This is a genomic window from Mumia spirodelae (assembly GCF_050632745.1).
Lineage (GTDB): Bacteria > Actinomycetota > Actinomycetes > Propionibacteriales > Nocardioidaceae > Mumia.
This window is the reverse complement of sequence record NZ_JBODSD010000005.1, coordinates 1-20,312: the sequence shown is the minus strand read 5'-3', so window position 1 is coordinate 20,312 and position 20,312 is coordinate 1. Positions and strand designations below refer to the sequence as shown.

The following is a 20,312-nucleotide window of genomic DNA, read 5'->3' as shown; positions in this document are numbered from 1 at the left end:
GTGCTGCCCGATCGCGCGGGCGTCGTCGTCACCGGCGGCGGCAACGGGATCGGACGGGCGATCGCGCACCGGCTGAACGCAGCCGGTGCGCGCGTCGTCGTCAACGACCTCGACGCCGACGCAGCCGAGCGGGTCGCGAACGAGGTCGGCGGCCTGGCGGTGCCCGGCGACGCGGCGTCGGCCGACGGCGTACGCGCCCTGGTCGAGGCCGCCCGCGACCACCTCGGGGCGATCGACGTGTTCTTCGCCAACGCCGGCATCGCCCGTGGGGATGCCGAGACCGCGACCGAGGAGGACTTCGAGGCGTCCTGGCAGGTCAACGTCATGGCGCACGTGCGTGCCGCCCGGGCGCTGCTGCCGGAGTGGCTCGAGCGTGGCGAGGGGCGGTTCGTCGCCACCGCGTCGGCCGCCGGCCTGCTCATGATGCTCGGCTCCGCGCCGTACACGCTGAGCAAGCACGCCGCCGTCGCCCACGCCGAGTGGCTGTCGGCGACGTACCGGCACCGCGGGATCGTCGTGCAGGCGCTCTGCCCGCAGGGCGTGCGTACGGCGATGCTCGACGACACCGGTCCCGCGGGCGACGTCACGCTCAAGGACACGGCGATCACGCCGCAGGAGGTGGCAGAGACGGTGTACGCCGCGCTCGGCGACGACCGGTTCCTGATCCTCCCGCACCCCGAGGTCGCGGACTACGTGCGGGCGAAGGCGGCCGATCCCGGGCGGTGGCTCGGCGGCATGAACCGGCTCCAGCAACGGGTCGAGGAGCTCCGCGCCGACTTCTGACACCGGGTCACCTTCTCGACCCGGCGCCGTGAGGACGGGGCGGTCAGAGGTGCTTGCGGAGCTCGGCCTTCGCGAGCGCGTTCTTGTGCACCTCGTCCGGCCCGTCGGCGAACCGCAGGGTGCGGACGCCGGCGATCGACGCGGCGAGCGGGAAGTCCTGCGAGAGGCCACCCGCGCCGTGGGTCTGGATCGCCTTGTCGAGGATCCACTCCACCGTCCTCGGCGTCGCGATCTTGATCGCCTGGATCTCGGAGTGCGCGCCCTTGTTGCCGACGGTGTCCATCAGCCAGGCGGTCTTGAGGGTCAGCAGGCGCAGCTGCTCGACCTTCACCCGCGACTCCGCGATCCAGTCGCGGATGACGCCCTGCTCCGACAGCGGCTTGCCGAAGGCGACGCGCTCGTTGGCCCGCTTGCACATCAGCTCGATCGCGCGCTCCGCGATGCCGATCGATCGCATGCAGTGGTGGATGCGGCCCGGCCCCAGGCGGGCCTGCGCGATCGCGAAGCCGTCGCCCTCGCCGGCGATCAGGTTGGTCGCCGGCACGCGGACGTCGGTGAACTCGATCTCGGCGTGGCCTCCGTGGTCGCGGTCGTCATAGCCGAGCACGTGCATGCCGCGCTTGACGTCGACGCCGGGCGTGTCGCGGGGGACCAGGATCTGCGACTGCTGGCGGTGCCGTGCGGCCGTCGGGTCGGTCTTGCCCATGACGATGAAGATCTTGGCGTTCGGGTTCATCGCGCCCGTGATCCACCACTTGCGGCCGTTGATCACGTAGTCGTCGCCGTCGCGCACGATCGACGTCGCGATGTTGGTCGCGTCCGACGAGGCGACGTCGGGCTCGGTCATCGCGAACGAGGACCGGATCTCGCCGGCGAGCAGCGGCTTCAGCCACTGCTCCTTCTGCTCGTCGGTGCCGAAGTCGTGCAGCACCTCCATGTTGCCGGTGTCCGGTGCTGCGCAGTTGAGCGCGACGGGGGCGATCGCGGCGCTGCGTCCGGTGATCTCGGCCAGCGGGGCGTACTGGAGGTTGGTCAGTCCTGCGCCGCCCTCATCCGGTCCGCCCTGCTCGCCCGGTCCGCCCTGCTCACCCGGCAGGAAGAGGTTCCACAGGCCCTGCCGGCGTGCCTCCGCCTTCAGGTCCTCGATCAGCGGCGGCGGCCCCCAGTGGTCGGGGTGCTCGTCGACGTAGGCGTGGAACGCCTCCTCCGCCGGGTAGACGTGGTCGTCCATGAACGCCAGCAGCTGCTCGCGCAGCTCGAGCGTCCGGGAGTCGAGCGCGAAGTCCATCGGTGCTCCTTGGGCGGGTCAGCCGCGCGCGGACGCCAGTCCTGCGGCGATGAGCGGCTCGGTGGCGTCGCCCATGCGGCTGAAGCCCTCGCCGATCGTCTGGCCCTGCGTGTAGCGGTAGTGGATGCCCTCGACGATGATCGCGAGCTTGAAGTAGCCGAGGGCCAGGTGGAAGCCCATGCTCGACACGTCGCGCCCGCTGCGCGCGGAGTAGCGCTCGAGCACCTCGTCGACCGTCGGGTAGCCCGCCGCAGCGGTCGCGTCCGCCACCGCGTTGTTGCGGGTGGAGCGCCCCATCTCCTGGTAGACGATCGTCAGCGCGATGTCGGAGAGCGGGTCGCCGAGCGTGGCCATCTCCCAGTCGAGGACCGCGGTGATGCGGTCCTTGCCGTCGGGGGAGGTGTCGACGAGCGCGTTGTCGAGCCGGAAGTCGCCGTGCACGATCGTGGCGTCGGAGTGGCTCGGGACGTGCGCGGCGAGGTAGTCGCGCAGCTCCTCGTAACCGGCGAGCTCACGGCTCTTGGACGCCTCGGCCTGCTTGGTCCAGCGGCGGACCTGACGCTCGAGGTAGCCGTCGGGCCGTCCGAACTCCGCGAGGCCCACCGATGCAGGCTCGACGGCGTGGAGGTCGGCCAGCGTGTCGATGAGCCGTCCCGCGATGTCGGCCGTCCGCTCGGGTCCGAGCTCCTCGAGCTCGCCGGCGCGCCGGATCGCACGACCCTCGGCCTTGCTCATCACGTAGAAGGGAGAGCCGATGACCTCGGTGTCCTCGCACAGGACGTACGCGTGGGGGACCGGGACGTCGGTCGGGCCGAGGGCGTTGATGACGGTGTACTCGCGGCCCATGTCGTGCGCGGTCGCGAGCACGTGGCCGAGCGGCGGGCGGCGCACGATGAGGTGCGTCTCGCCGTCGGTCACGTCGTACGTCAGGTTGGACCGTCCACCCGCGATGACGACGCCGGTGAGCGGCCCCCCGACCAGGCCGGGCACCGTCTCGTCGAGATAGGTGCCCAGCCGGTCGAGATCGAGACCGGGGAGGTCGGTCATGTCAGTCCTTCGGTCCGCCGGCGACGTAGATCACCTGACCGGAGACGAAGCCGGCCTCCTCGCTGGTGAGGAACGACGCGGTGGCTGCGATGTCCTCGGGCTGGCCGACGCGGGCCACCGGGATCTGCTGGGCGCTGAACTTCTTGAAGTCCTCGTAGTCGACGCCGACGCGCTTGGCGGTCTCTGCGGTCATCTCGGTCTCGATGAAGCCGGGCGCGATCGCGTTGGCGGTCACGCCGAACTTGCCGAGCTCGATGGCGAGGGTCTTGGTGAAGCCCTGCATGCCGGCCTTGGCGGCCGAGTAGTTGGCCTGGCCGCGGTTGCCGAGAGCCGAGGTCGAGGAGAGGTTGACGATGCGTCCGAACTTCGCCTCGACCATGTGCTGCTGGGCCGCGCGCGCCATCAGGAAGGCGCCGCGCAGGTGAACGCCCATGACCGAGTCCCAGTCGGAGACGGTCATCTTGAAGAGCATGTTGTCGCGGATGATGCCAGCGTTGTTCACGAGGATCGTCGGCCCGCCCAGCTCGGCGACCACGCGCTCGACGGCGCCGGCGACGGCCTGCTCGTCCGAGACGTCGGCACCGATGGCGATCGCCTTGCCGCCGGCGGACGTGATGGCGTCGACGGTGGCCGCGCAGGCCGCCTCGTCGAGGTCGATGACGGCGACGGCGTGTCCGTCGGACGCGAGGCGCTTGGCGACGGCGGCGCCGATCCCGCGGGCGGCGCCGGTGACGATGGCAGTGCGCTGCTGGCTCACAACTTCTCCTCGTTGCTTCAGGCTGAAATGCTCTTCCCACCGCTAAGCGGTCGCTTAGCAACGTACCCCATCGCCCGTGAGCGAGAACACACGGGGAGCCGGGGCCGGTGCGGGCTGCGATCGCGAGTCTGTCACGATCGACGGGTGCGACACGTCTACGCGTGCCCGATGCGGTGGGCCGACATGGATCTGCTCGGGCACGTCAACAACGTGGCATACGCCGACTACCTGCGCGAGGCCCGGCTCGCGGCGTTCGCGGACGCCGGCGACAGCGCCGAGACAGGCTCCACGGACGGGACGGCGGCGCCGATCCTGCGCCTCGAGCTCGAGTACCGCACGTCCCTGGTCTTCCGCCCCGAGCCCGTGCTGATCGAGACCACGTCCGACGGCGACGGCGTCCTGGACCAGGAGATCGCCGCGCTGCGCGATGACGGGGGTCGCACGGTGTACCTGCGCGGCAGGACGGTCCTCGCCCCCGCCGACGGCCCGCTGCCGGAGGTCGCGCCGCGCCAGGGGCGTACGACCGAGGTCCCGGTGCTCGTCCGCGCCAGCGACCTCGCGCCCGGCGGGGCCGTGGACGAGGTCGCCATGCTCGAGCTCTTCCAGGAGGCCCGGGTCGCCTTCATCTCGACCATCGGCGCCCGCCACCCGGAGCTGCCCTGGGTCGTAGGGCGCAGCGAGACCACCTACCTGCGCCCGGTCCGGCGACGGGACCGCCCGTATGCCGTCCGGAGCGCGATCGGCCGCGTCGGTAGCTCCTCCTTCGAGGTCCGTGCCGAGATCGTCGACGACGACGCGCACGTGCTCGCGACCTCTCGCGCGGTGATGGTGGGCTTCGACCCGGTCGCCCAGCGCTCGCGGGAGCTGTCGGAGCACGAGCGGACCCATCTCGTACCGCACCTCACGACGTCTTGAGCCGACCCGGGAGAATGGACGCGTGAGCCAGGACCAGGCGGAGCAGCAGCAGACCTTCTACGACGCGATCGGCGGGTACGACACGATCGCGGCGATCGTCGCGGCCTTCTACGAGGGAGTGGCGGAGGACCCGGTGCTCCGCCCGATGTATCCCGAGGAGGACCTCGGTCCGGCGGAGGAGAGGTTCCGGCTGTTCCTCGTCCAGTACTGGGGCGGGCCGACCACCTACTCCGAGCGCCGCGGGCACCCGCGCCTGCGCATGCGGCACGCGCCCTTCGAGGTGACGCCGACCGCCGCCGAGCACTGGCTGCGGCACTTCCGTGCGGCGCTCGACCGGGTCGCGCTGTCGCCGGAGCACGATCGCGAGTTCTGGGCGTACGTCACGCACGCCGCGCAGTTCATGATCAACACGCCGGAGGGCCTCGACCCCGTCCAGCCCCGCTGAAGCCTGCGTCAATTGATCGCCGGGTGACATCGGACAGAAATCGCACGGTCATGAGCCGGGCTCAGCTACACCGACGACGCCGAGAAGGTGCGGGACTGGTTCACCGAGATCGGGAACGCGCAGTTCGACTTCTCTGACCGCTGATCCCTCGCGCCCGTCCCCGGTTTGACCACTTCGACAAGGTCTTCGACACCAGAACCTTGTCCAACCGGTCAAACCGGGGACGGGCCGGGCGGTCAGGCCTTGCGGCCGGCCGGCCGGTCCTCGTCCGCGTCGGCGGTCTCCTTGTCCGTCCGTTCGGGCGCCTGCTGCGGGGGAGCGCCGTACGCCGCCGCGTGGGCGTAGGGGATCTCGATGTCGAGCGCGTCGAACCGGTCCTTGATGAGCTCGCGCATCTCCCGTGCGACCTCCCACTGCTTCATCGGCGCGGTCTTGAGCACGACGCGGACCACGACGCCCTCCGGCGTCCACCGCTCGACGCCCCACACCTCGGGCTCCTCGAGGATCGCGCCGTTCCACGCCGGGTCCTGCCACAGCGCGTGCGCGACCTCGTGCAGCACCTCGCGGACGCGCCCGAGGTCGACCTCGTAGCCGACCGGGACGTCGAGGACGGTGCGCGCCCAGTTCTGGCTCTGGTTGCCGACGCGCAGGATCTCGCCGTTGCGGACGTACCAGACGGTGCCGTTGACGTCGCGCAGCCGCGTGACGCGCATGCTGACGGCCTCCACGGTGCCGGTCGCGTCGCCGAGGTCGACGACGTCGCCGACGCCGTACTGGTCCTCGAGGATCATGAAGATGCCGGAGATGAAGTCCTTGACGAGGCTCTGGGCGCCGAAGCCGAGGGCGACGCCGAGGATGCCGGCCGAGGCCAACAGCGGCCCGATGTTGTAGCCGAGTGTCGCGATGACCATGAACGTGACGATCGTGAAGATGACGATCGTCGTGATGTTCTTCAGCAGCGACCCCATGCTGCGGGCCCGCTGCTCGCGCCGCTCGTGGAGGACCGGGGTGAGAGCCTCTGCCGCCCGGGCGCCGGGGACGGTGCCGGCAGCCGCGGTCCGCGTGATGCGGTCGATGAGACGGCTGACCAGCCACCGGGCCGCGAAGCCGCCGAGCACGAGGACGAGGATCGCGAACGGCTTGGCGAGCAGCACGTCGGAGAGCTCGGCCAGCGTCGCGTTGTCGGTCCAGTCGTGGACGAGGCGACAGATGTTGTTGTCGGCATCGTCCCAGCACTTGGCGCTGTCCAGGGGCATGGCGGTGTCGAGCATGCCCCCGACGTTAGCGGTCGGCCATGAGCGTCGACGGACGCCGCCAGGCGTTGGCGGGCGTGGAGCACTCGTGCTCGACCTGTGCCGCCAGACTGAGCAGCAGCGGCTCGCTGCCCGGCTTGCCGGCGATCATCGTGCCGATCGGCAGCCCACCGCTGCTCCACCCGGTGGGGAGGGAGAGCGCCGGCGCGCCCGCGATGTTCCAGACCGACGTGTACGGGGTGAAGCCCTTCTGCGCCTCGAAGTCGGCGGCCGGGTCCGCGTCGTCGCGCAGCGAGCCCACGGGCGCCGGCAGCTGGCCCAGCGTCGGTGTGAGCACGACGTCGTACGCCGCGTACGCCTCGAGGGTCCGCTGCTCGGCCTGGCGCATCGCGAGCAGCGCCGACGCGTACTCGACGCCCGTCGCCGCGCGGCCACGCTCGCGCTCCCACCGGGTCAGCGGGCGCAGCAGCTCCTCGCGCTCGGGCGGCACGGGCACCGACGCTGCGCCGACGAACCAGGCCGTCTCGAACGCCGCGACCGTCTCCGGGCCGAACGGCGGCGGCACGTCCACCACGTCGTGCCCGAGGCGCACGAGCAGGCGGCTCATGTCCTCGTACGCGGCCACGACCTCGGGGTCGGGCGGGAGCTCGCTGATGACCGGGTCGCAGAAGCGTGCCACCCGCAGTCGTCCAGGGGCCCGGCCGCAGGCGTCCTGCATCCGGCTCCCAGTGAGCGCCAGCACGTCGAGCAGCGCCGCGGCGTCGGCCACGGTGAGCGCCAGCGTGCCGGGGACGGCGAGCCCCGACACGTCGATCTCCTCCGGCGTGCCACCGACCAGGCCGCGCGACGGCTTGATCCCGACCAGGCCGCACGAGGAGGCCGGGATGCGGATCGAACCGCCGCCGTCAGAGCCGACGGCGACAGGGACGAGACCGGTCGCCACGGCGGCCGCGGCACCGCCGGAGGAGCCGCCTGCGCCACGGGTCAGGTCGTACGGCGTGCGTGACGGCGGTGCGACGTCGGGCTCGGTGTAGCAGGGGAGGCCGAGCTCGGGCGTGCTGGTCTTGCCGAGGCTGATCATCCCCGCGGCCGCCACCCGGACCGCGGGGGAGCCGTCCATCTCCGGGACGAGGTCGGCGAACGCGGCCGAGCCGAAGGTCGTACGGATCCCTGCCGTCGGCGTCAGGTCTTTCAAGGCGGTCGGCACACCGAACAACGGCGGCAGCGCGTCGGCGCCCGGACCGCGCAGCGCGTCGCGTGCCGCCACGGCCGCGGCGCGCGCCTCGTCGGCGGTCACGGTGACGAACGCCCCCACCTCCGCGTCGAGCGCGGCGACCCGCTCGAGCAGGGTGTCGACGACACTGACAGGGTCCGCCTCCTCGCTGCGGTAGGCCGCCGCGAGGGCAAGGGCCGAAGAGGGGATGGTGCCGATCTCAGCGGGCATACCGCCGAGCCTAGACGCGCTGAGCCCTCGGCTAGAATGACCGCCATGCTGAGCCGGAGCCGTACTGCCCCTTCCCGTGTCGCAGCGCGTTCGGTCGTCGCCGGTGCCTTGGTCGCGTCACCGCTCCTCGCGGTCGCCGCTGCCACGCCGGCCGCTGCCGACGTCCCGGTCGGATGGGAGGACGGTGAGTCCATGTCGACGCTCGACGTGCTGCTCGTGTTCGTCGGCATCCCCGTCGCGATCTGCCTCGTGCTCGCCCTGTTCGGCTTCATCCTGGCGCGCCGCACCACGCCGAGCTACCTCCCGTACGTCGTGGCGCCGGGCGTGGCGGTCACGTCCTCGACGGAGCGCAAGACGCTCGAGGCGCACCACTGACCAGCAGCCCGCTGAGATCGGCCATCCGCTGACCCAACCTCTCGAGGAGACCCGACGATGAGCTTCTCGCGTCCCGGCGCCGTGGACCTGTCGGCGCTGAAGAACACCGCTCCCGGCGCACCGGCGGGTGCTCCCGGGGCCCCGGCCCCCGCCGGCGCCTCGTGGGTGCTCGACGTCACCGAGCAGAACTTCCAAGAAGTCCTCCAGAGCTCGCTCGACCACGTCGTGGTGCTGGCGCTCTGGTCGTCGCGCGCGCCTCAGGGCGACGCGTTCAACCGGACGCTCGCCGACGTCGCCAACTCCTACGGGGGACGCCTGCTCCTGGCACGCGTCGACGTCGACACCAGCCCCCAGATCGCGCAGATGCTCGGGGCGCAGGGCGTGCCGTTCGTGGTCGGCGTCGTCAAGGGTCAGCCGGTGCCGCTGTTCCAGGGCACGGCCGAGGAGGCCCAGGTCCGCCAGTACCTCGACGAGCTCCTCCGGGTCGCGCAGGCCAACGGCGTGACGGGCACGGCAGCGCCCGTCGGGGGACCCGCGGACGGCGCGGCCGACGAGGGCCCGGTCGAGGACCCGCGCTTCGCGGCCGCCGACGACGCGTTCGCCGAGGGCGACTACGCCACCGCGATCGCCGAGTACGAGAAGCTGCTCGCGTCCAACCCGGCCGACACCGAGGCCTCCGAGCGGCTTGCGGGCGCACGGCTGCTGCACCGGACGGCCGACGCCGACCTGACCGCTGCGCGGGATGCCGCCGCCCAGAACCCGGACGACGTCGACGCCCAGCTGCTCGTCGCCGACCTCGACCTCTCCGGCGGCCACGTCGACGACGCGTTCGGTCGCCTCATCGACCTCGTGCGCCGGACGGCCGGCGACGAGCGCGAGCGCGTACGCGCCCGGCTCGTCGAGATGTTCACGATCGTCGGCCCCGACGACCCGCGCGTCGGCCAGGCCCGTCGCAAGCTCGCGTCCGCGTTGTTCTGAGGTCGCCGTCCCGTCGTTCTGAGGTCCGCCGGGCCGTCGACGGACGACGTCTACGGTCCGCCCGGCATACTGGCTCCATGCGACGGGTGGCGGGGGTCGGGCTGCTGACGCTCGGGATCCTTGCCGCGATCCTGGGTGCCGTGGCCGCTGTCGCGTTCGGCCCGGACGACCGCATGACGACCGGGACCCGCGAGATCGACACCGACGCACGTGCGGTGGTGACGCGCCCGTCGGTGCTCGCCCGCTTCGGCCCGCAGGTGAGCGTCCTCGTCGAGCTGCCCGACGACAAGCCGGTCTTCCTCGGCCTGGCGCACACGCTGGACCTCGACGACTACCTCGCGTCGACGGCGCGGCTGGAGGTCACGCGCTATCGCGTCCCGTGGTCGGTCCGCACGCGTGCCGTCGACGGCGACCCGCAGCTCCCGGCCGCTCCGACCGCGCTGGACTGGTGGGTGGAGCAGTCCTCCGGCGTCGGCGGCGCGGAGCTCCGCTTCCGGCTCCCCGACGAGACCGTGTCGTTGGCCGTGCTGGCCGTGGGGGACTCCGACCTCGCGGGGCTGCGCCTGACCGGGGCGTACGAGGTGCCGGGCGCCTTCGGCGTCGCCGTCGGCGTGACCCTCACCGGGCTCGGCGCCGCGGTGCTGGGGCTGGTCGCCCTCGGGCTCGTGCCGGGCGTCCGTCGGCGCGCTCCCGCCGTCGACGCGCCCGGGTTCGTCGACGACGAGTGGGACACCCCGTGGCTCGAGACCGATCCGTCCGACGCCGACACGTGGGACGACTTCCTTGAGGAGGGGGCGCCGGACTCCAGCCGCGCGGACGACGGCGGCGGGGACAGCGGGGCGGCGACGAAGAAGCGTCGGCGCCTGCTGCGTCGCGGGAGGCGCTCCGGACCGGACGGACCCGACGCGAAGGACACGGACGCGAAGGACACCGCCGAGAAGCGCGCCGACAAGAAGGACGCCGACAAGAAGACCGCCGCCGGCAGCGAGCCCACCAAGGCCGGCCGTGCCCCCAGCGGGGGACGCGTATGACCGCCGCTCGCCGCCGCGCCGCGCTCCTCGCCGCGAGCGCGCTCACGCTCACCCTCGTCACCGGCTGCGGTGTGTTCCCGCTGGAGAAGACGAGCAACGACGTCTCGAAGGTCGCCGCCGACCACGGCGAAGTGGACCGCACGTACCGCAACTACGAGAAGGCGCGCGGCGCCGCGTTCACCGCCCTCGACCCGGACATCCTCGCCCTCGTCGAGACCGGCCCCATGCTGGCCGTCGATGCCGGCGCGATCGACGTCGCGAAGCGTCTGCATGGCAACGCCTCCACCGGTCAGGAGGTCGCACCGGCAGAGATCGAGGACGTGTTCACCCCGCGCCTCGACGCGTACCCGCTCTGGTTCATGACGACGGCGCGCGACGACGCCCGCGGCCTGCGGAGGGTCCAGGTCTTCGAACGCGAGTCCTCGACGGCCCAGTGGGAGCTCACGACGTCGCCCGAGGCGCTGCTCAGCACCGTGCTGCCGGTCCCCAAGACGGTGGACGGCGTGGTGGAGACGGTCGGACCTGACGACAGCGACGGGCTGCTATCGAGCCCGACGGCGGCGATGCAGGCGTACGCGGCGACGCTCGGCGACCCGAACTCGCCTCGCGCCACGCAGGTCACCGCGGACTCGTTCGTCACGCAGATGCGTGCCCAGGCGGCGGCGCTCGCCAAGCCGGGGACGACCTTCCAGCGCACCTGGGCCTCGCAGCCGGTGACGCACGCGGTGCGCACCCAGGACGGCGGGGCCCTCGTCTTCGGCACCCTGATGAGGCAGGACGGTTGGGTGCTCGCTCCCGGAGCGAGCGTCACCTGGCCCGAGGACTCGGAGCAGAAGGCCTACCTCGGCAGCCCGATGAACCGCTCGGGTGTGCTCCGCTACTACCACCAGGTGCTGATGTACGTCCCGCCGCAGGGCGGGGTCGGCCTGCCGCGGGTGCTCGGCCAGTACGGCGGCGTGATCGGGTCGGAGGACACCGGGAGCGTCGCCGCGCCCTGACGCGGCGGGAGGCTCAGTCCTCGACCGTCGGCCGGAACACGTGCCCGGCCTCGCGGTAGGTGTCGTCCGGGTCGTCGTCGAGGCTGTCGAGCAGCTCGATCGTCGCCGCCGTGGCGCGCTCGCGCACGAGGTCGCGGTCGCACCAGTGGACCGCCTCGATCTCGGTCGGCTGCAGCGTGAGCGGGGCGTCGGGGTCCCACGCCTCCACGTCGAACACGAAGAGCACCGCGTCGTCCCACGCGCTCCACGGCGGCAGCCAGTTGACCGTACGGAGGCCGCGCACGCGGGCGTCGACCCCGAGCTCCTCGCGCAGCTCGCGCACGACCGCGTCGGCCGGTGACTCGCCGGGGTCGACCACGCCGCCCGGCAGGTCCCACTCCCGCTTGTAGGTCAGCTCGCACAGCAGCACCCGGCCCTCGGCGTCGCGGACGAGCGCCTGCGCGATCGCTCGCTTCTTGGGGAGCGCCGCGTTGAGCATCGCCACGAACCCCTCCCGCGTGTGCGGGTGCGGGTCGTCGGCGAGCCGCGACAGCAGCTCCTGGTCCGGGGCGTCGACCTGGCGGATCAGGCCGTCGCGACGCATCCCGGCACGGGCGGCGGCGCGGCGGTCGGCGACGGCGTCCTCGCTCACCAGCGTCTGCACGCGCGTGACACCGAGCTCGTCGAACGCGTGCGTGATCGCGAGGTTGACCGCCTGGGACCGTCGGGGCTCCTCGGTGCGGCCGAGCTCCCACCGCACCGACGCCGTACGGGTGTCCTCGCGGACGAGCGTGACGGTGCCGAGGACCCGGTCGCCGTCGACCACCTCGTACACGTCGTCGCCGGCCGAGCGGAGGGTCAGGTCAGCCATCGACGGGCTCCAACCAGGTGACCGAGAGCGCGGGGAGCCGCAGCTCGGCCGACGAGGTCTGCCGGTGCCACGCGATCTCCTCCGTCACCAGCTCGGGGTCCGGGGACGCACCCGCGCCGCCGTACTCCGTGTCGTCGGTGCAGAGCACGACCCGCCACGCGCCCTTCTCCGGGAGGCCGACGCGGTAGCGCTGCCAGGTGTTGCCGGACAGGTTCGCCACGCAGACGAGCGTACGACCGTCGCCGCGGCGCAAGAACGCGTACACGTTGTTGGCGGCGTCGTCGGCCTCGAGCCACGCGAACCCGTCCGGCGTGTGGTCGTCCTTCCACAGCGCGGGGTTGTCCGCGTAGGTGGCGTTGAGCGCGCTGACGAGCCGCTGCACGCCCGCGTGCGACGACGCCTCGGCCGCCCCGGCGTCGAGCACGTCCCAGTCGAGCGAGCGCTCCTCGGACCACTCGCGGTCCTGCGCGATCTCGGCCCCCATGAACAGGAGCTGCTTGCCCGGGTGGCTCCACTGGTAGGCCAGCAGCGCGCGCAGCCCCGCGAACTGCTTCCAGCGGTCGCCCGGCATCTTGCCCAGCAGCGACCCCTTGCCGTGCACGACCTCGTCGTGGGAGAGCGGGAGGACGAAGTTCTCGGCGTGGTGGTACATCATCGCGAACGTCAGCCGGTGGTGGTCGTGGCTGCGGTACATCGGGTCGACGGCGAAGTAGCCGAGCGTGTCGTGCATCCAGCCGAGGTTCCACTTGAAGCCGAACCCCAGCCCGTCGTACGCGACGTCGCGCGTCACGCCGTCGTACGCGGTGGACTCCTCGGCGATCATCGCGATGCCCCCGAAGCGGGCGTAGCAGGACGCGTTGAGCTCCTGGAAGAACGACACGGCCTCGAGGTCGATGTTGCCGCCGTGCACGTTGGGCACCCAGCCGCCGGGCCCGCGCGAGTAGTCGAGGTAGAGCATCGAGGCGACGGCGTCGACCCGCAGGCCGTCGACGTGGAACTCCTCGAACCACCAGAACGCGTTGGCGAGCAGGAACTCCCGCACCTCGCCCTTGGTGAGGTCGAAGACGAACGTGCCCCAGTCGGGATGCTCGCCGCGTCGCGGATCGGGGTGCTCGTAGAGCGGCGTGCCGTCGAAGCGCCCGAGCGCCCACTCGTCGCGGGGGAAGTGCGCGGGGACCCAGTCGAGGATCACGCCGATGCCTGCGGCGTGGAAGGCGTCGACGAGGGCCCGGAAGTCGTCGGGGTCGCCGAAGCGTGCCGTCGGCGCGTAGTAGCCGGTCACCTGGTAGCCCCACGAGCCGCCGAACGGGTGCTCCATCACCGGCATCAGCTCGACGTGAGTGAAGCCCTGCTCCGCGACGTACGGGACGAGGGTCTCGGCCAGCTCGCGGTAGCTCAGGCCGACCCGCCACGAGCCGAGGTGCACCTCGTACACGCTCATCGGCTCCGCCCACGGCTGCCGGGTGCGCCGCTGCTCTACCCACGCGTCGTCGGTCCATGTGTGGCGCGAGGTGAAGACGCGCGAGGCGTTGGCCGGCGGCACCTCCGCCCAGACGGCGAAGGGGTCGGCCTTCTCCCGGCGCACCCCGTCGGCGCCGTGGACGGCGTACTTGTAGAGCGCGCCGTCGTCGACGCCCTCGACCCGACCGCGCCAGACGCCGTCGTCGCCGCGTCGGAGGCCGTGACCGCTGCCGTCCCACCCGTTGAAGTCGCCCAGGACCTGGACGTCGTGCGCGTTCGGCGCCCAGACGGCGAAGTCCACGCCGCCCTCGCGCCGGTGAGAACCGAGGTCGTGCCACAGGTCTCGCGTCATGTCCGCGAGTCTTTCACGCGCGGGCGACGCCGTGTTGAGGCCGTCGGGAGGACGAGGGGAGGCGAAGGTCACGGTTGGATGTCGGAGCGCCTGATGGAGGTCGGCCGCCACGCCGCCCGCCCTACGATCCCGCCATGCGCGTTCCCCCGACGCGGCGTTCCCTCGTGCGCCCGCTGCTGCTCCTGCTCCTCGTCGTCGGCCTGCTGGCGCCGGTCTCGGCCCAGGCCGAGCCCGAGGTGCCCGTGGTCACCGAGCTGCTCACCGACGTCTGCTATCCCTCGGTCGTCCTCGCCGGCGACGAGATCATGGCACCGCCGGTGCGGCTCGTCGATGCTGCGACCGGTCCGGGCGAGGACATCGACGAGGAGGGGTGCTACGACGAGGAAGCAACAGGACTCGCCGCGCTCGCGAGCGCGTCCGAGGTGCTCGCGGAGGCCGACTGGACCGGCGTGGCGGGGCGAACGGTCACCTGGGAGATCCGCACCCTCGCGGGAGGCGTCTGGTCCGCCTGGACGCCCGTGGGCGAGGCGACGACCGGCGCCGACGGCGTGGCCGCGCTCGAGGCGTTCCGGCAGATCGCCGCGGACAGCCAGTGGCGGGTCTCCTTCGCCGGTGACGCCGCGGCAACGTCGTCCTCGAAGACCGTGTCCGTCGAGGCCTACCACCTCGACGTCGTGCACACCCCGTGGGGGAACCTGCCCGGGGAGGCGAGCGGGACGCTGGCGGCCGGCAGGCCGATCTCCTGGCACGGGCGGGTGCGACGGGAGTCGTGGGAGGAGTGGGGGTACGAGTCGTACGTCGGCGCGGTGGTCCACCTGGAGACCGCCGCCGCGGGCTCCTCGACCTGGACGCGCCGGGCGACGACGAGGACCGACGCGAGCGGGTCGTACCAGGTCAGCGCGTCGCTGCCTGCCGGAAGACTCCGCGTCCGCGTGGTCGTGGCGTCCCCGTTGCCGTGGCGGACGGTCGTCGACGAGTCGCTGCCCGAGGTCCTCGTCGTACGGCGGGCCGTCAAGGTGGTCGGCAAGTCCATGGACCAGGTCGTCGAGCTGGGGCGACCGTACGTCGCGACGTGGCTCCTCGGCGGCGCCGACGACCAGACACTGCTCGGCACGGCGCCGCGGCCGGCCGAGGTCTGGTACAAGCCGTGGTTCTCCTCCGTCTGGCGTCGCGTCGCATCGGTGAACGGCGTGCTCGACCCCTACGGCCGTGCCTCGTTCACCACGAGGGTCACCGTGAAGGACTCGGGCCGGCTCCAGCTGCGCTATCACGGCAACGCCGCCGAGTCGGGGTACCGGACGACGGCCGAGCACGACGCGTACGTCGCGATCCGCCCGCGCCTGACGGGATGGCCCAAGCGGACGCTGCACACCAAGCGCAAGAAGATCGTCAGGAGGACGGTCACGATCGCGCCCTCGACGGGAGCGATCGTCGAGCTGTGGAAGGGGGAGTACCGGTGGGGGGCGTGGGAGCGCGCCCGCAGCTACCGCCCCGACGCGCGGGGCCGCGTGACCATCCGCTTCCCCCGTGGGTGGGACAGCGGCGAGTACTTCCGCTTCAAGCTGGTGGTGCGCGCACCTGACGGGTCCAACTACGGCTCGATCGAGACGCCGACCTGGAAGATCGTGCGCCGCTGACGGTCGGCCGGCCGGTGCGCACTCACGCGAGCAGCCGCTCCAGGGCTCCCTCGGGCACCGCGCGCCAGTCGGGTCGGTGGTCCAGCTCGTAGACCAGCTCGTACACCGCCTTGTCCACCTCGTACGCCGCGAGCAGCGCCGTCTCGACCTCCGACGGGCCGCTGTCGGCGGCGGTGTCGTCGGCGGGGGGCACGGCGTAGTAGCCGTCGAGGAACGCAGCGCGGTTGCGCTCGACCCAGGCGAGGGCCTGGCTCTTCGCCTCATCGCCGTCCGTGCCGGTCTGGAGCACGTACGAGTTCGCGGCGTAGTCGAACGACCGCACCATCCCGGCGACGTCGCGCAGGGCGGAGTCGAGGGTCACCCGCTCCTCGAGCGGGGCCACCGGCTCGCCCTCGAAGTCGATCAGCTTCCAGCCGGCGGTGGTCCGCAGGGTCTGCCCCAGGTGGAGGTCGCCGTGCACCCGCTGCGCGACCACCGGACCCTCGAGCGAGCGGAGCCGGTCGTAGCGAGCGCGTACGCCGTCGGCGAAGCGGCCGAGGTCAGGTGCACGCTCGAGGAGCCGGTCGAACCGGGCGTCCAGCCGGTCGGCCAGCGCACGGAGGTCGTCGTTGCCCCACGACGTCGTCGACAGCCGGTCCGCCATCAGCGAGTGCACGAGCCGCACCGTCTCACCGAGGCGCGCCGCCTCGCCGGCGAAGTCGCCGCCGGCCTCCTCGGGCGTGAGGCCCGGCTCGGCCAGCAGGTCGCGGACGCTCGTGCGCGCGCTCTCCCAGCCGTTGGTGGCGGTCCGGAGGAACTTCTGCAGCATCGCGAGGTCGTACGGCTGCCCGCCGCCGGTCGGCGTCGCGGTGATCCATCCCCACAGCGGAGCGATCGCGTCGTCGCCCGGACCGGCGAGCGCATCGTGGATCTCGACGTCCGGGTTGCGGCCGGCGACGACCTTGCGGAACACCTTGAGCATCGCCGTCTCCTCGACCACCAGAGACGTGTTGGACTGCTCGACCGCGAGGAGGACCGACTCCGAGTCCGGGCCGATGGGCGTGGCGCCGTCCTCGTCGTGCGGGAGGTGCGAGGAGTAGACGGTGTCGGCCGGCGGCTCGGTGTCCGTCGCGTCGAAGAAGCCCCGCATGAGGACGCGGCGGGCCTCCGGGTCGTGCACCGCGTCGTACACGAACAGCTCGTCCGCGGTCTCGCCGAGCCCCGGGGCGTAGGTCCCGACGAACCCGTACGCGTTGGCGTCCACCGGCTCGGGCCGGTACGCGAGCGGGACGTTGTAGGTGTGCGGCCCGCCCGGTCCGCGCACCGTCACCAGCTCGAAGCGCACCCCGAGACCGGTCGCTGGCCGGCTCAGCCAGCCCAGCGGAGTGATGCGCTCGAGCTCCCACCCGTCGCTCTCGCCGGCGAACCAGCGCTGGCGCACCAGGTAGTCGAGCACCTCCCGCCGGTCACCTGGCCTGCGGTCCGCCGTCGTGCGATCGGCCGTCGTGCGGTCGGCCGGCGTACGGTCTCCGGTGCCGGGCGTGTCCGTCATGCTGCCCCCTCGATCTCGGCCGGTCGTCCCAGGCGGAACCAGTAGAAGCCGTGGCCCGCCAGCGTGAGCAGGTAGGGCAGGTCGCCGATCGCGGGGAACTCCACCCCTCCGAACGTCTCGACCGGGCGGACGCCGGCGTAGGCGTGGAGGTCCAGCTCGACCGGCTGCGGGAACCGCGACAGGTTGTTGACGCAGAGCATCACGTCACCCTCGTGCTCGCGCACGAAGGACAGCACCGACGGGTTGGAGCCGCCGATGTCGCGGAACGTGCCGACGCCGAACGCCGGGTGCTGCTTGCGGATGTGGATCATGCGCCGTGTCCAGTGCAGGAGCGAGGAGGTGTTCTCCTGCTCCGCCTCGACGTTGACCGCCTGGTACCCGAAGACGGGGTCCATGATCACCGGGAGGCTCAGCTTGCCGGGGTTGGCGACCGAGAAGCCGGCGTTGCGGTCCGGCGTCCACTGCATCGGCGTACGGACGCCGTCGCGGTCACCGAGCCAGATGTTGTCGCCCATGCCGATCTCGTCGCCGTAGTAGAGCACCGGGGATCCCGGCAGGCTCAGCAGCAGCGCAGTGAACAGCTCCATGCGGTTGGTGTCGTTGTCCAGCAGCGGCGCGAGGCGGCGGCGGATGCCGATGTTGGCCTTCATCCGCGGGTCGCTGGCGTACTCGCGCCACATGTAGTCGCGGTCCTCGTCGGTCACCATCTCGAGGGTGAGCTCGTCGTGGTTGCGCAGGAAGATGCCCCACTGGCAGCCGTCCGGGATGTCCGGGGTCTGCTCCATGATCTCGCTGATCGGGTAGCGCGACTCGCGTCGTACCCCCATGAACAGGCGCGGCATGACGGGGAAGTGGAAGCACATGTGGCACTCGTCGCCGCCGACCTCCGGGTCCCCGAAGTAGTCGACCACGTCGGCGGGCCACTGGTTGGCCTCGGCCAGCAGGACCCGGCCCGGGTAGTTGTCGTCGACGTAGCGCCGTACCTTCCGCAGGAACGCGTGCGTCAGGGGCAGGTTCTCGCCGTTGGTGCCCTCCTCCTCGTAGAGGTACGGCACGGCGTCGAGCCGGAACCCGTCGACGCCGAGGTCCAGCCAGAACCGCAGAGCGTCCAGCATCGCGTCGTGCACGGCGGGGTTCTCGAAGTTGAGGTCGGGCTGGTGGCTGTAGAAGCGGTGCCAGAAGTACTGCCCGCGGACGGGGTCGTACGTCCAGTTCGACGCCTCGGTGTCGACGAAGATGATGCGCGCGTCGGCGTACGCCTCGTCGGTGTCGTGCCACACGTAGAAGTCGCCGTACGGCCCGTCGGGGTCGGTCCGCGACGCCTGGAACCACGGGTGCGCGTCCGACGTGTGGTTCATGACGACGTCGATGATCACGCGGATGCCGCGTGCGTGGGCCTCGTCGAGGAGCTCCTTGAAGTCCTCCACGGTCCCGAGCTCGGGCGAGACGCTCGTGTAGTCGGCGACGTCGTAGCCGCCGTCGCGCAGCGGCGAGGGGAAGAACGGCGGGAGCCACAGGCAGTCGACACCGAGCCACTGGAGGTAGTCGAGCTTGCTCGTCAGACCCGCGAGGTCGCCGATCCCGTCACCGGTCGAGTCGTGGAACGACCGGACCAGGACCTCGTAGAAGACCGCTCTCTTGAACCACAGCGGGTCGTCGTCGCGCCGGTCGGTGGGGGAGCCCGGCATGGGCACGGGGACGTCCATGCGCGCCATCCTCGCACGCCTCCCACCGGGCCGAAGATCGCGGCACTAGGCTGTTCTCATGCTCCTGGCCGTGATCGCCGCCGTGCTCTCGGGAGTCGCCATCGGCGCCCTCCTGATGTGGTGGGGCGGTCGCCGCGAGACCCCCGAGCCGGTCGCCGCGCGGCGCCTCACGCCGGTCGCGCCGGAGCTGAAGCACGCCAAGCTCAACACCCGCGGCAACCGCCCCGTCGACGAGGTGACGCGCTCGGAGATCACGCGTCTCCTCGAGTCCGGGCGCAAGATGGAGGCCACCCGGCTGCTCCACGCGAGCACCGACATGTCGCTGCTCCAGGCCAAGGCGCGGGTCGAGGAGTGGTCGGAGGCCGTCGAGCGACGCCTGATCGAGCGGGCGTACGCCGACGCGTCCAACCTCGACCACGCCGAGGTCGACTCGGACCTGGCCGACGACCTGCGTCGGCTGCTGGCGTTCCGGTGGGGCCGCTGGCGGGCGCTCAAGCTGCTGCGGCGGCGTACGACGATGCGCCTCGTGGACGCGTGGGACTACCTCTCCTCGCTCCGCGGCACCCCCGTCTGAGCAGGTCCGCTGGTCCCGGTGGTCGAGTAGGGCGAGGAACGAGCCCGTATCGAGACCCCGTGGGTGTGGGCAGGGGGTCTCGATACGGACTCCGCTGGCGCTCCGTCCTACTCGACCACCAGAGGGCGGTCCGTTGGTCGAGTAGGGCGAGGGACGAGCCCGTATCGAGACCCCGCAGAGAGCAGGCGGTCTCGATACGGACTCCGCTGGCGCTCCGTCCTCCTCGACCACCGGGGCGGGTGCCGTTGGTCGAGTGGGGCGAGGGACGAGCCCGTATCGAGACCCCGTTGGTCTGGGCAGGGGGTCTCGATACGGACTCCGCTGGCGCTCCGTCCTACTCGACCACCAGGGCGGGTGCTGTTGGTCGAGTAGGGCGAGGGACGAGCCCGTATCGAGACCCCGTTGGTCTGGGCAGGGGGTCTCGATACGGACTCCGCTGGCGCTCCGTCCTCCTCGACCACCGGGGCGGGTGCTGTTGGTCGAGTAGGGCGAGGGACGAGCCCGTATCGAGACCCTGTTGGTCTGGGCAGGGGGTCTCGATACGGACTCCGCTGGCGCTCCGTCCTACTCGACCACCTGAGGTGGGTCCGCGTATCGAGACCTGTTGGTCTGGGCAGGGGGTCTCGATACGGACTCCGCTGGCGCTCCGTCCTACTCGACCACCGGGGCGCCCGCTGGTGCTCCGTCCTACTCGACCACCGGGGCGCCCGCTGGCGCTCCGTCCTCCTCGACCACCGGAGGTCGAGACAGGCACCTCTCCCGCTAGCTGTGATGTCCAGCCAGGTTGTTCAACCTGGTGATGGGTGCGGCTTTGCCGAGTGCTGAGTGGGGCCGGTGGTGGTTGTACTCGTGGAGCCATGCTGGCAGGGCGGCGAGGCGGGCTGATT

The 20,312-nt window shown here is 71.8% G+C and carries 19 protein-coding genes; 9 read left to right on the top strand and 10 right to left on the bottom strand.

Annotated features, from left to right (window positions below):
* Positions 1-783, top strand: coding sequence for an SDR family oxidoreductase (locus ACQSSQ_RS20185; protein ID WP_431328930.1), 783 nt, complete (start codon positions 1-3; stop codon positions 781-783).
* 43 nt (positions 784-826) lie between these two features.
* On the opposite strand, the gene ACQSSQ_RS20180 is transcribed toward ACQSSQ_RS20185, so the two are convergent.
* Genes ACQSSQ_RS20180 through fabG form a run of 3 tightly spaced genes read right to left on the bottom strand, consistent with a single transcriptional unit; the run spans position 827 to position 3,875 of the window.
* Positions 827-2,071, bottom strand: a complete 1,245-nt coding sequence (locus ACQSSQ_RS20180) for an acyl-CoA dehydrogenase family protein (protein ID WP_431328929.1) — start codon at positions 2,069-2,071, stop codon at positions 827-829.
* Positions 2,072-2,089: 18 nt separating this feature from the next.
* The gene (locus ACQSSQ_RS20175; RefSeq protein WP_431328928.1) at positions 2,090-3,118 is read right to left on the bottom strand and encodes a phosphotransferase family protein; all 1,029 of its coding nucleotides are present in this window, start codon (positions 3,116-3,118) and stop codon (positions 2,090-2,092) included.
* Between the two features lies 1 nt (position 3,119).
* Positions 3,120-3,875, bottom strand: a complete 756-nt coding sequence (gene fabG / locus ACQSSQ_RS20170; RefSeq protein ID WP_431328927.1) for a 3-oxoacyl-ACP reductase FabG — start codon at positions 3,873-3,875, stop codon at positions 3,120-3,122.
* 144 nt (positions 3,876-4,019) lie between these two features.
* On the opposite strand from fabG, the gene ACQSSQ_RS20165 reads away from it, so the two are divergent.
* Together ACQSSQ_RS20165 and ACQSSQ_RS20160 are read left to right on the top strand one after the other, a co-directional pair.
* Entirely contained in the window at positions 4,020-4,790 is a 771-nt protein-coding gene (locus tag ACQSSQ_RS20165) for an acyl-CoA thioesterase (protein WP_431328926.1), read from the top strand.
* A 22-nt stretch (positions 4,791-4,812) separates the two neighbouring features.
* Positions 4,813-5,235, top strand: coding sequence for a globin (locus ACQSSQ_RS20160; protein WP_431328925.1), 423 nt, complete (start codon positions 4,813-4,815; stop codon positions 5,233-5,235).
* A 236-nt stretch (positions 5,236-5,471) separates the two neighbouring features.
* Here the strand turns inward: ACQSSQ_RS20160 and ACQSSQ_RS20155 are convergent, their stop codons facing one another.
* Positions 5,472-6,506 carry a mechanosensitive ion channel family protein gene (locus ACQSSQ_RS20155; protein ID WP_431328924.1) on the bottom strand — a complete coding sequence of 345 codons (1,035 nt, stop codon included), beginning with the start codon at positions 6,504-6,506 and terminating at the stop codon, positions 5,472-5,474.
* A 10-nt stretch (positions 6,507-6,516) separates the two neighbouring features.
* Positions 6,517-7,932, bottom strand: coding sequence for an amidase (locus ACQSSQ_RS20150; RefSeq protein ID WP_431328923.1), 1,416 nt, complete (start codon positions 7,930-7,932; stop codon positions 6,517-6,519).
* 45 nt (positions 7,933-7,977) lie between these two features.
* Here ACQSSQ_RS20150 and ACQSSQ_RS20145 point away from each other — a divergent pair, with 45 nt between their 5' ends.
* The 4 genes from ACQSSQ_RS20145 (at position 7,978) to ACQSSQ_RS20130 (ending at position 11,314) form a co-directional block, all read left to right on the top strand.
* Positions 7,978-8,307: a hypothetical protein gene (locus ACQSSQ_RS20145; protein ID WP_431328922.1), complete on the top strand. Its 330-nt coding sequence runs from the start codon at positions 7,978-7,980 to the stop codon at positions 8,305-8,307.
* A 57-nt stretch (positions 8,308-8,364) separates the two neighbouring features.
* Positions 8,365-9,285 carry a tetratricopeptide repeat protein gene (locus ACQSSQ_RS20140; RefSeq protein WP_431328921.1) on the top strand — a complete coding sequence of 307 codons (921 nt, stop codon included), beginning with the start codon at positions 8,365-8,367 and terminating at the stop codon, positions 9,283-9,285.
* Between the two features lie 77 nt (positions 9,286-9,362).
* Positions 9,363-10,316 carry a hypothetical protein gene (locus ACQSSQ_RS20135; RefSeq protein ID WP_431328920.1) on the top strand — a complete coding sequence of 318 codons (954 nt, stop codon included), beginning with the start codon at positions 9,363-9,365 and terminating at the stop codon, positions 10,314-10,316.
* Complete coding sequence (locus ACQSSQ_RS20130) at positions 10,313-11,314, top strand: DUF8094 domain-containing protein (RefSeq protein WP_431328919.1); 1,002 nt, start codon at positions 10,313-10,315, stop codon at positions 11,312-11,314. The genes ACQSSQ_RS20135 and ACQSSQ_RS20130 overlap by 4 nt, the downstream gene beginning before the upstream one ends.
* A gap of 13 nt (positions 11,315-11,327) precedes the next feature.
* Here ACQSSQ_RS20130 and ACQSSQ_RS20125 read toward each other — a convergent pair whose 3' ends face one another.
* Positions 11,328-12,164: an NUDIX domain-containing protein gene (locus ACQSSQ_RS20125; RefSeq protein ID WP_431328918.1), complete on the bottom strand. Its 837-nt coding sequence runs from the start codon at positions 12,162-12,164 to the stop codon at positions 11,328-11,330.
* A complete protein-coding gene (gene glgB, locus ACQSSQ_RS20120) occupies positions 12,157-13,977 on the bottom strand; it encodes a 1,4-alpha-glucan branching protein GlgB (RefSeq protein ID WP_431328917.1) in 1,821 nt (606 codons plus the stop codon). Before glgB ends, ACQSSQ_RS20125 begins: the two co-directional genes overlap by 8 nt.
* Positions 13,978-14,111: 134 nt before the next feature.
* Here glgB and ACQSSQ_RS20115 point away from each other — a divergent pair, with 134 nt between their 5' ends.
* The gene (locus tag ACQSSQ_RS20115; RefSeq protein WP_431328916.1) at positions 14,112-15,614 is read left to right on the top strand and encodes a hypothetical protein; all 1,503 of its coding nucleotides are present in this window, start codon (positions 14,112-14,114) and stop codon (positions 15,612-15,614) included.
* Positions 15,615-15,636: 22 nt separating this feature from the next.
* Here the strand turns inward: ACQSSQ_RS20115 and ACQSSQ_RS20110 are convergent, their stop codons facing one another.
* The gene (locus ACQSSQ_RS20110; protein ID WP_431328915.1) at positions 15,637-17,145 is read right to left on the bottom strand and encodes a maltokinase N-terminal cap-like domain-containing protein; all 1,509 of its coding nucleotides are present in this window, start codon (positions 17,143-17,145) and stop codon (positions 15,637-15,639) included.
* Positions 17,142-18,851, bottom strand: coding sequence for a maltose alpha-D-glucosyltransferase (treS, locus tag ACQSSQ_RS20105; protein WP_431328914.1), 1,710 nt, complete (start codon positions 18,849-18,851; stop codon positions 17,142-17,144). Before treS ends, ACQSSQ_RS20110 begins: the two co-directional genes overlap by 4 nt.
* 58 nt (positions 18,852-18,909) lie before the next feature.
* On the opposite strand from treS, the gene ACQSSQ_RS20100 reads away from it, so the two are divergent.
* A complete protein-coding gene (locus ACQSSQ_RS20100) occupies positions 18,910-19,425 on the top strand; it encodes a hypothetical protein (protein WP_431328913.1) in 516 nt (171 codons plus the stop codon).
* A gap of 762 nt (positions 19,426-20,187) precedes the next feature.
* Here the strand turns inward: ACQSSQ_RS20100 and ACQSSQ_RS20095 are convergent.
* The coding region (locus ACQSSQ_RS20095) for an integrase core domain-containing protein (protein WP_431329363.1) at positions 20,188-20,312 on the bottom strand (125 nt) is incomplete at its 5' end.

Bases quoted from the DNA above. Each gene is read 5' to 3' on its own strand.
- ACQSSQ_RS20140 (WP_431328921.1), top strand. From the start codon at position 8,365: ATGAGCTTCTCGCGTCCCGGCGCCGTGGACCTGTCGGCGCTGAAGAAC.
- ACQSSQ_RS20150 (WP_431328923.1), bottom strand. From the start codon at position 7,932: ATGCCCGCTGAGATCGGCACCATCCCCTCTTCGGCCCTTGCCCTCGCG.
- treS (WP_431328914.1), bottom strand. From the start codon at position 18,851: ATGGACGTCCCCGTGCCCATGCCGGGCTCCCCCACCGACCGGCGCGAC.
- ACQSSQ_RS20115 (WP_431328916.1), top strand. From the start codon at position 14,112: ATGCGCGTTCCCCCGACGCGGCGTTCCCTCGTGCGCCCGCTGCTGCTC.
- ACQSSQ_RS20145 (WP_431328922.1), top strand. From the start codon at position 7,978: ATGCTGAGCCGGAGCCGTACTGCCCCTTCCCGTGTCGCAGCGCGTTCG.
- ACQSSQ_RS20130 (WP_431328919.1), top strand. From the start codon at position 10,313: ATGACCGCCGCTCGCCGCCGCGCCGCGCTCCTCGCCGCGAGCGCGCTC.
- ACQSSQ_RS20135 (WP_431328920.1), top strand. From the start codon at position 9,363: ATGCGACGGGTGGCGGGGGTCGGGCTGCTGACGCTCGGGATCCTTGCC.
- ACQSSQ_RS20100 (WP_431328913.1), top strand. From the start codon at position 18,910: ATGCTCCTGGCCGTGATCGCCGCCGTGCTCTCGGGAGTCGCCATCGGC.
- ACQSSQ_RS20155 (WP_431328924.1), bottom strand. From the start codon at position 6,506: ATGCTCGACACCGCCATGCCCCTGGACAGCGCCAAGTGCTGGGACGAT.
- ACQSSQ_RS20110 (WP_431328915.1), bottom strand. From the start codon at position 17,145: ATGACGGACACGCCCGGCACCGGAGACCGTACGCCGGCCGACCGCACG.
- glgB (WP_431328917.1), bottom strand. From the start codon at position 13,977: ATGACGCGAGACCTGTGGCACGACCTCGGTTCTCACCGGCGCGAGGGC.
- ACQSSQ_RS20125 (WP_431328918.1), bottom strand. From the start codon at position 12,164: ATGGCTGACCTGACCCTCCGCTCGGCCGGCGACGACGTGTACGAGGTG.
- ACQSSQ_RS20180 (WP_431328929.1), bottom strand. From the start codon at position 2,071: ATGGACTTCGCGCTCGACTCCCGGACGCTCGAGCTGCGCGAGCAGCTG.
- ACQSSQ_RS20175 (WP_431328928.1), bottom strand. From the start codon at position 3,118: ATGACCGACCTCCCCGGTCTCGATCTCGACCGGCTGGGCACCTATCTC.